This is a genomic window from Methyloceanibacter sp., from assembly GCF_035650995.1.
Taxonomy (GTDB): Bacteria; Pseudomonadota; Alphaproteobacteria; order Rhizobiales; family Methyloligellaceae; genus Methyloceanibacter.
Window position 1 is genome coordinate 1 of record NZ_DASRGO010000067.1, and the last position, 8,552, is coordinate 8,552.

The following is an 8,552-nucleotide window of genomic DNA, read 5'->3' on the forward strand; positions in this document are numbered from 1 at the left end:
TGCGCCAGGTGATCCGGCTCGGCCAGCGCGCGGCGCAATCTTCTATCCCCATCCTCATCGAAGGCGAATCGGGCGTCGGCAAGGAGCTGATCGCGCGCGCGATCCAGGGCGAAAGCGCCCGCGCCGGCAAGCCCTTCGTCACCGTCAATTGCGGCGCCATCCCTGAGAATCTCGTCGAGAGCATCCTGTTCGGTCACGAGAAGGGCTCGTTTACCGGCGCGACCGAGAAGCGCGCCGGCAAGTTCGTCGAGGCGGACCAGGGCACGCTCTTTCTCGACGAAATCGGCGAGCTTCCGCTCGACGCGCAGGTCAAGCTGCTGCGCGCCCTTCAGGAAGGCGAGATCGATCCCGTGGGCGGCAAGCAGCCGGTCAAGGTCGATTTCCGCCTGATCTCAGCCACCAATCAGAACCTCATCAGCCTCGTCAACGAAGGCCGCTTCCGCGAGGATCTCTATTACCGGCTCAACGTGTTCCCGATCTGGGTCCCGCCGTTGCGCGAGCGGCTCGAGGACGTGCCTGAGCTGGTCCGGCACTTCATCGCCCGCTTCGCCGCCGAGGAGGGCAAGCGCATCGACGGCATCGACGCCGAGGCGGGCGCCATGCTGCAGAGCTACACGTGGCCCGGCAACATCCGCCAGCTCGAGAACGCCGTGTTCCGCGCCGTCGTGCTCGCCGACACGCCGATGCTGACGGTCAACGAGTTCCCGCAGATTGCAGCCCATGTCGAGGGCTACAAGGTGACCGTGCCGCCCGCGCCTGCGCCCAAGGATCCGGTGCCGCATATCGAGGGACCGGTCATGCTGGGCGTGTCTGCCGCGGCGCCCATGACCATTCACGTGCCCCAGGCCAACGGCAAGGACGCGATCGGCATTCCGGCCTTGAGCGACTCGGGCGAGATACGTCCGCTCGAAGCCGTCGAGGCGGACATGATCAGGCTCGCCTTCGGGCGCTATCGCGGGCGCATGACGGAGATCGCAAAGCGGCTCGGCATCGGGCGCTCGACGCTCTACCGCAAGATGCGCGAGATCGGGCTCGAGGTGAGGCCGTGAGCCGTTTGGCCACACTTAAGTAACGATACTCGTTAGGGAAACCTTGGTTGGCGGCGTAGTAAGGCAACGGGCGGGGGGCCCGGAGCATCGACGTTCTGCGCCTGATAATCGCGAGGCCAAAAGGCCTTAAGGGGGAGCGAGCTATGAGGCGAGTTGGTCTGTTGGCGTTGGTCTTGGCGCTTTGCGCGCCGTTCGGCACCTCGGTTTTTGCGGCCGAGCCCGAACAGCCCGAGACCTTGATCACGGCAAGCGAGGCCATCCGCATTGCCGTTCAGAATCGCCTCTCCGAGAAATTCACCGTCACCACCGATAAGAAGAAGTCCGAGCAAGGCGCGCTCGTCGAGTTCTATGCGGTGCCCGACCGCAAGCCGCTTTGGGTCGATCAGAACGGCCTGACCGAGCGCGGCAAGGCGGTCATCGCCGAGATCAAGAACGCCGACGACTATGGTCTGCGCGCTTCGGATTACGCGCTGCCCAACCCCGACGGCTTCAGCGCCTCCGATCCGAACAAGATCGACTGGCTGGCCGACGCCGAGATCACGGTGAGCTACGCCGTCCTCGATTATGCCAACGACGCCCGCGGCGGCCGCATCAAGCCGCAGCGCATCAGCGAGAACCTCGATCCGAGTCTCATGCTGCCCGATCCCTCGGAGGTGATCGAATCGATCGCCATCCGCTCCGATCCGGCCTCTTATCTCAGGAGCTTCCAGCCCGACCAGCCGCAATTCGAGGCGCTGAGGAGGAAGCTGATTGCGCTCCGCCGCGGCAAGACCGTGCATGTCGCTGCAGAGAGGCCGGCCAATTTCATCCCCGACGGTCCGGTGCTGAAGCTTGGCGTCGTCGATCCGCGCGTTGCGGTCGTACGCAAGCGGCTCGATGTGCCGGCTCAACCGGGCATGGACCCGAACATTTACGACATGGGCTTGGCCCTCGCAGTGCAGCGTTTCCAACAGGAGAACGGCGCCTACGGCGACGGCGCGGTCGGTCCGGGCACCCTCCGCCTGCTCAACGGACAGAGGTCAGACGAACCGCGTCAGACTGCGAACGCCGCCGAGATCAGGGCCATCCTCATCAACATGGAGCGCTGGCGCTGGCTGCCGCACGACCTCGGCCCCTATTACGTCAACGTCAATATCCCGGAGTTCCTGCTGCGCGTGGTCGACGAGGGCAAGACGGTGCATACCGCCCGCGTCGTGGTCGGCAAGCCCGACAAGCAGACGCCGGTTCTATCCAACGAGATGCAGGAGATCGTGTTCGGCCCGTTCTGGAACGTGCCGACCTCGATCAAGATCGAGGAGATCAGACCCTATATCCGCCAGGACGCCTCCTGGTTCGGCGGCGGAGGCTTCGATACCGCCGTGTTCCAGCGGCACAACCTGCGGATCAAGTATGCGGGCCAAGAGGTCGACCCCGCCGTGGTCGACTGGAGCCGCGTCGATATCCGTAGCTTCGACATCTACCAGCCGCCCGGACCGGACAACGTGCTCGGCAAGGTCAAATTCGTGTTCCCCAACAAACATGATGTCTACATGCACGACACGCCGCAGAAGTTCTACTTCGCCCAAGCGGTCAGGGCCGAGAGCCACGGCTGTATGCGGGTGCAGAATCCGGGTGAATTCGCCGCCGTCTTGTTGAAACACGACCGCGGCTGGACCGAAGCAAGAACAGAGTCGGCCATGGAGGACGGCTACGACACCCACGTTGCTTTGCAGCAGAAGATTCCGGTCTATCTCACCTACTTCACCCTCAAGGTTAACCAGGACGGAAGTCTCACGAGTTACGGGGATATTTACGGCCACGACGCCCGGATGGCAGCGGCCCTCAGACTTTAGGGACCTGATTATCCTGTGGAAATCCTGTTAACTCTGCTCGGCGATTCCTGGCAGCGTTAACTCGTTTGCCTTGTTTTTCCCGCAATTTGGCTAATACTCTTGCTTAACGACCGGTATGCGACAGGCGGCCGGTCGCGGGTCTTTGGCCTGAGGGGGCCGAAGATCACACGGGGAAGCCGGCTCTGATGCTGGTGAGGGAAAGTTTCGGGGATGCTCAAACGGGGGAGTGTCGCACGTCGCGCCGTGTTCGGCGCCTCCGTGATGGTCCTGACCGCCGCTGCGTGGTGGACCGCCACCACCTACCGGGCGAGTGCGCTCGGCGAGACCCGCACTCTCACCATCTACAACATCCACACCAAGGAGACGATCACCGTCACCTATAAGCGCGACGGCAAATACGACGACGCGGCGCTCGCGCGGCTCAACACATTCATGCGCGATTGGCGGGCCAACAAAGAAACCAAGATGGATCCGGAGCTGATCGACCACATCTGGATCCTGCACAAGGAGCTCGGCTCGCAAGTTCCGGTTCATCTGATCTGCGGCTATCGCACCGCCTCGACCAACGAGACTCTGCGCCGACATGGCGGCGGCCAGGCGAAGAGAAGCCAGCATATTCTCGGCAAGGCGGCCGACATCACCTTCCCGGACGTTCCCGTCAAAGTGCTGCGCAACTCCGCACTCGTGTGGGAGTGGGGCGGCGTCGGCTACTACCCGACCTCGGGCGTCCCCTTTGTGCATGTCGATACCGGCCGTGTGCGCATGTGGCCGCGCATACCGCGGCTCGAGCTCGCGGCGTTGTTCCCCTCAGGCCACTCCCAATACCTTCCCGCCGACGGCAAGCCGATCACCAAGGAGGACTACAAGCTTGCACTCGCCCAAGGCATTGTGAAGCAGACCCAGATCGCTCAGGCCGTGCGCATCAAGCCGGCGCCTGAGTCCGAGGTCGCCGATGCCGACGATGATGTCGAGAGCGCGCCGCAGTCCGGCGGAGGCTCTGCGACCCCGGTCGTGGCCGAGAACGAGCCTGCGGCGGTGGCCGAGCCCGAGACGGCACAGCCGATCCTCGCCTCCTATACGCCAAGCTCCCCGACCGAGCATGAGATTGCCGCCGACATGCATGATCACGGCACGCCACCCCCGCCGCAGCGGCTGTTCGCCTATGCGAGCGCGGGCGGAATACCGTCGCTGCCGAGCTTCCACGCCAAACCGGAACCGACGCCCGCGCCTCTCCCCGCCTATCAGGACGCTGAAGTGGTTGGCGCGCCCGAGGCCGACGAGGACCATCCGGACGAGGAGAGCTACGTGCCGTTCGAGATCGGCAGCCTGATGACCGACCGATCGATTGCCTATAGCCGCACCGTCGCCCCCCTCACTCTCCCCGACCAGATCACTCTCGACTACCTGTTCGAGGACATGGATAAGCCGACCGCCCTCACCTTCCGCAAGAGTTCCGGCTACCGAGGATTGGCGGCGGCGCAGCAGTTCTCAGGCCAAGCTGTACGCAACCTCTATGCCGAGCTGGAGCCTGCAAACCCGGCCCCCGCTCAAGCCGCGCAACACGCCGAGCTGAAGCCGGCCAAGCCCGCTCCCACGCAGGTCGCGCAGCGCTAGGTCTCTTCACCACATTTCTTGTCATGCCCGGCCTTGTGCCGGGCATCCACGATTCTTTTCTTTCCTGGACGAAAACGTGGATGACTGGGGACAAGCCCGGCCATGACGCGATCATGTTGAGGCGAAGCAATCAAGCCGCCTCGGCCTCGGGCGCCATGCCGAGCGCGTGCAGGTAGGTGGCGAGCACCGCCTCTTCTTCGCGGCGCTTGTTTTCATCCTGCTTGCGCAGCCGGATCACGGCGCGAAGCGCCTTGACGTCGAAGCCGTTGCCCTTGGCTTCGGCATAAACCTCGCGGATATCGGCGGCGAGGGCCGCTTTCTCCTCCTCGAGCCGCTCGATGCGGGCCACGATGGTACGAAGCTGGTCTTTGGTCGATGTCTGAAGCTGCACGTCGATGACTCCCCGCCGCTTGATGATTCGAACTGTCCTCAAGCTTAGGTCCCGCCGATGCCGCTTCAAGCACCGCTCTCGACGTTATCCCGCTTATCCAAAGCGCCCGCAGTGAGGGCTCAGCCCGCGTGCGACTTTGCCTTACGTTTGGATTCCAACTGGAACTTCGCCTTCCAGGCGTCGTACGGCATCCCGTAGACGATCTCGCGCGCCTCGTCCTCGGTGAGCTTGATGCCCTTGGCCTCAGCGGCCTCCTGGTACCAGTTCGAGAGACAGTTCCGGCAGAAGCCGGCAAGCTCCATGAGGTCGATATTTTGCACGTCGCTCCGCTCGCGAAGATGGGCGAGGAGCCGCCGGAAGGCCGCGGCCTCGAGCTCGTTGCGTGTCTTTTCATCCATGACGAGACCTCCTTGGCATGACGTTGAAGCGGTCGGCCGGCCATGCGCGCTGTCGGTGTGCGATCCGTGCAGCTCGACGGCATGGAGCGCGCTTCCTTCGCGCATCACTTTGCTCAGCGCCACCGCCAGTCGCTCGGCCCATTCGGCCTGGCCCCCTTCGCTTAAGATCAGGTCCTGGCGGAGCTCGATCAAGGCGTGTGCAAGGCCCCGCGTCGTGCCGTGCCGGTAGAGCGTATCGCCTTTGAGTTGCCCCGAGTAAGGCTCGTTGTCGCCGACCTCGATGCCCGGGATCTCTCGCAAGGCGGCGAGGAGCGGCAGCGCAAGGCGCGGATCCTTGTCCCACAGAACGCCGACGGACCACGGCCGCGGCACGCCCTTCCAGGCCTGCGTGAAGCTGTGCATCGAGACGATGACCGGCGGCCTGCCCGCATGAAGCCCCGCCTCGATCGCGCGATCGATGGCGCGGTGATAAGGCTCGTAGAAGCGGTCGACGCGGAAGGCGATCTCGTTCTCGTCGAGGCCGACATTGCCGGGAATGATCAGCCCGTCGGAGATTTGCATGATCAGCGTCGGATCGTCGAGGCCGCGATTGGGATCGATCAGGAGACGCGAGAATTGCGCGATGAGCGCGGGCGCCCCAAGCAAGGAGGCGAGGCGCTCGGTGACCCCGGCGATGCCGAGGTCGTAGGCGATGTGGCGGTGGAAATCTTCCGGCTTGAGCCCGAGGCGCCCGTAAGCCTCGGGGATCGTGTTCTCGGCGTGGTCGCAGAGGATGAGGAGGCCGGTGGCCGTATCGCCGGCGATGCTCCGGTAGGGGCTTTGCCCGAAATCGTCTCTCGACAGCTTGTCCAGACCTCGCTCCAACGCGCCGTCCCCCTCCCCCTTAATTGGGCGAAGGTGCCTGTTCCGGCAAGAGAAAATCCCGCCCACGCCAAGATTGCGACGCATTTTCCGAGGACTTAGAGCACAGTGGCGCCTCCGACGGCGTGTCCTATAATGCGCCGAGGGTTTGTGAGGGAAATTGGCCTCTCTGGTCAGACAAACTCAACCGATTCAGTGCTATGTTTCCGCTATCTTTAACCGTGTTTCAGGCTAAGTGACGCCGATGCGAGCTGCGATGCCTCATACGCCGGACACGCCTCCTTCCGTTCCCGGCCGGTCCGGCTGGGGTCTACCCGTCACGCTTGGCGTGCTTTTCCTCGTTGTATTGGGCGTAAGCCCGGCCCTGGCCGATCTTAAGCTTTGCAACACGACCTCGAGCCGCGTCGGTGTCGCCATCGGCTACAAGGACGCCGAAGGCTGGGCCACCGAAGGGTGGTGGAACATCACCTCGCACACCTGCGAGACCCTGCTCAAGGGCGTGCTGATCGGGCGCTACTACTACATCCACGCGGTCGATTACGACCGCGGCGGCGAATGGGCCGGCAATCTCTTTATGTGCACCGACGACAAGTCATTCACCATCCGCGACACCAAGGACTGCGTGAAGCGCGGCTACAAGAAGACCGGCTTCTTCGAGGTCGACACCGGCGAGGAACGCGACTGGACCGTCCGTCTCACCGACCCGGAGGGCGAAGCGAAGTCGCAATGAGGCGAAACCGCCGGGTCAAGATCGTCGCCACGCTCGGTCCTGCCTCCACCAACGAACAAACGATGCGACGCCTGTTCGAGGCGGGGGCCGACGTGTTCCGCGTGAACATGAGCCACTCCACGCATGAGGGCCTGCGCGACATCCACACGATCGTGCGCAAGCTCGAAGCCGAATATTCGCGTCCGATCGGCATCCTCGTCGACCTCCAAGGCCCCAAGCTCCGCATCGGCAAGATCGAGTCGGGAGCAATCAGGCTGACCGAGGGCGACATCGTGACCTTCGTCCGCCGCGAGGCGATCGGTGGGCTCGGCCGCGTGCACCTGCCGCATCCCGAGATCTTCCAGGCCGTGAAGGCCGGCCACATCCTTCTGCTCGACGACGGCAAGCTCAAGCTCCGCGTGATCGAGGCGAGCGACGTCAGGATCGACGCCGAGGTGATGACAACGGGCCTCCTCGGCAGCCGCAAGGGCATCAGCCTTCCCGACACGGTGCTGCCGTTCGGCTCGATGACCGAGAAAGACCGCGCCGATGTCGACTTTGCCATGTCGCTCGGAGTGGCCTGGATTGCACTCTCCTTCGTGCAGCGGGCCGAGGATATCGCCGAGGCCCGCAAGCTTGCCCGCGGTCGCTCCTCGATCATGGCCAAGATCGAGAAACCGTCGGCGCTCAAGCACCTCAAGGAGATCATCGAACTCGCCGACGGAATCATGGTCGCGCGCGGCGACCTCGGCGTCGAGATGCCGGTGGAGAAAGTGCCCGGGCTGCAGAAGCAGATCACGCGCGCGGCGCGGAATGCCGGCAAGCCCGTGGTCATCGCCACGCAGATGCTGGAATCGATGATCTATGCGGCTGCGCCGACGCGGGCCGAGGTCTCGGACGTCGCCACCGCGGTGTTCGAAGGCGCCGACGCGGTGATGCTGTCGGCCGAGTCGGCCGTTGGCAAATTTCCGGTGCAGGCGGTCGAGACCATGGATCGGGTCGCCATCGAGGTCGAGCGCGACCCGCTCTACCAAGCGATTATCCATGCCCAGCGCATCGACCCGGAGGCGACCGGCGCCGACGCCATCTCCGCCGCCGCGCGCACCGTGGCCGAGACGCTGAACCTCGCGGCCATCGTCTGCTATACGGCCTCAGGCGCCACCGCGCTCAGGGCAGCGCGGGAACGACCCTCGCAGCCGATCATCGCGCTGACCCCGATCCCAGCGACGGGACGCAAGCTCGCCATCGTGTGGGGGCAGCACTGCGTGCTCACCGACGATCCGCGCGACCTCGACGACATGGTCGCTAAGGCCTGCCGCATCGCCTATCAGGAGGGCTTCGCCCTGCCGGGGCAGCGGGTCATCATCTCCGCAGGCGTGCCGCTCGGGACGCCGGGGGCCACCAACATGCTGCGGATCGCCTTCGTCGGCGACGACTCGGACGACCTCTGATCCGGTTCAGATATCCTGGCCCTCGACCTCGTGGGTCAATTGCTTGACCGCATCGCGCGCCTGGTCGAGGAAGGGATTGACCTTGAGCGCCTTGCGGTAAGCCTCGAGCGCCTCCTTCTTGGCGCCGGTCTGCTCGAGCGCGGCCCCAAGGTCGCTGAGCGTGCTGTAGTTGCGCGGATCGAACTCGAGCGAGCGTCTGAGATCGGCGAGCGCCGCGGTGTAGTCGTTGCGCAACATCTCGACCTTG

Annotated in this window: 7 protein-coding genes and 1 pseudogene; 5 read left to right on the forward strand and 3 right to left on the reverse strand. The window is 64.3% G+C overall.

The genetic code is table 11. The features are described from left to right. From VFB18_RS05605 to VFB18_RS05615, 3 genes are all read left to right on the forward strand, one after another. Positions 1–1,049, forward strand: a 1,049-nt coding sequence (locus tag VFB18_RS05605) for a sigma-54 dependent transcriptional regulator (protein ID WP_324972021.1), incomplete at its 5' end; no start/stop codon positions are given. Between the two features lie 143 nt (positions 1,050–1,192). Continuing rightward, positions 1,193–2,881, forward strand: coding sequence for a L,D-transpeptidase family protein (locus tag VFB18_RS05610; protein WP_324972024.1), 1,689 nt, complete (start codon positions 1,193–1,195; stop codon positions 2,879–2,881). Between the two features lie 210 nt (positions 2,882–3,091). Continuing rightward, positions 3,092–4,495: a DUF882 domain-containing protein gene (locus VFB18_RS05615; protein ID WP_324972026.1), complete on the forward strand. Its 1,404-nt coding sequence runs from the start codon at positions 3,092–3,094 to the stop codon at positions 4,493–4,495. A 130-nt stretch (positions 4,496–4,625) separates the two neighbouring features. Here VFB18_RS05615 and VFB18_RS05620 read toward each other — a convergent pair whose 3' ends face one another. Then, positions 4,626–4,886: a DUF2312 domain-containing protein gene (locus VFB18_RS05620; RefSeq protein WP_324972029.1), complete on the reverse strand. Its 261-nt coding sequence runs from the start codon at positions 4,884–4,886 to the stop codon at positions 4,626–4,628. Positions 4,887–5,005: 119 nt separating this feature from the next. Further along, positions 5,006–6,148, reverse strand: coding sequence for a DUF1244 domain-containing protein (locus VFB18_RS05625; RefSeq protein WP_324972032.1), 1,143 nt, complete (start codon positions 6,146–6,148; stop codon positions 5,006–5,008). A 253-nt stretch (positions 6,149–6,401) separates the two neighbouring features. Here VFB18_RS05625 and VFB18_RS05630 point away from each other — a divergent pair. Together VFB18_RS05630 and pyk are read left to right on the forward strand one after the other, a co-directional pair. Further along, positions 6,402–6,872 (forward strand): annotated as a pseudogene (locus VFB18_RS05630) (DUF1036 domain-containing protein); the annotation flags it as partial. Continuing rightward, positions 6,872–8,305, forward strand: a complete 1,434-nt coding sequence (pyk, locus tag VFB18_RS05635; protein WP_324972037.1) for a pyruvate kinase — start codon at positions 6,872–6,874, stop codon at positions 8,303–8,305. The pseudogene VFB18_RS05630 and the gene pyk, both read left to right, overlap by 1 nt. 6 nt (positions 8,306–8,311) lie before the next feature. On the opposite strand, the gene VFB18_RS05640 is transcribed toward pyk, so the two are convergent. Continuing rightward, positions 8,312–8,552: tetratricopeptide repeat protein (locus VFB18_RS05640; RefSeq protein ID WP_324972039.1), on the reverse strand; the 241-nt coding region annotated here is incomplete at its 5' end.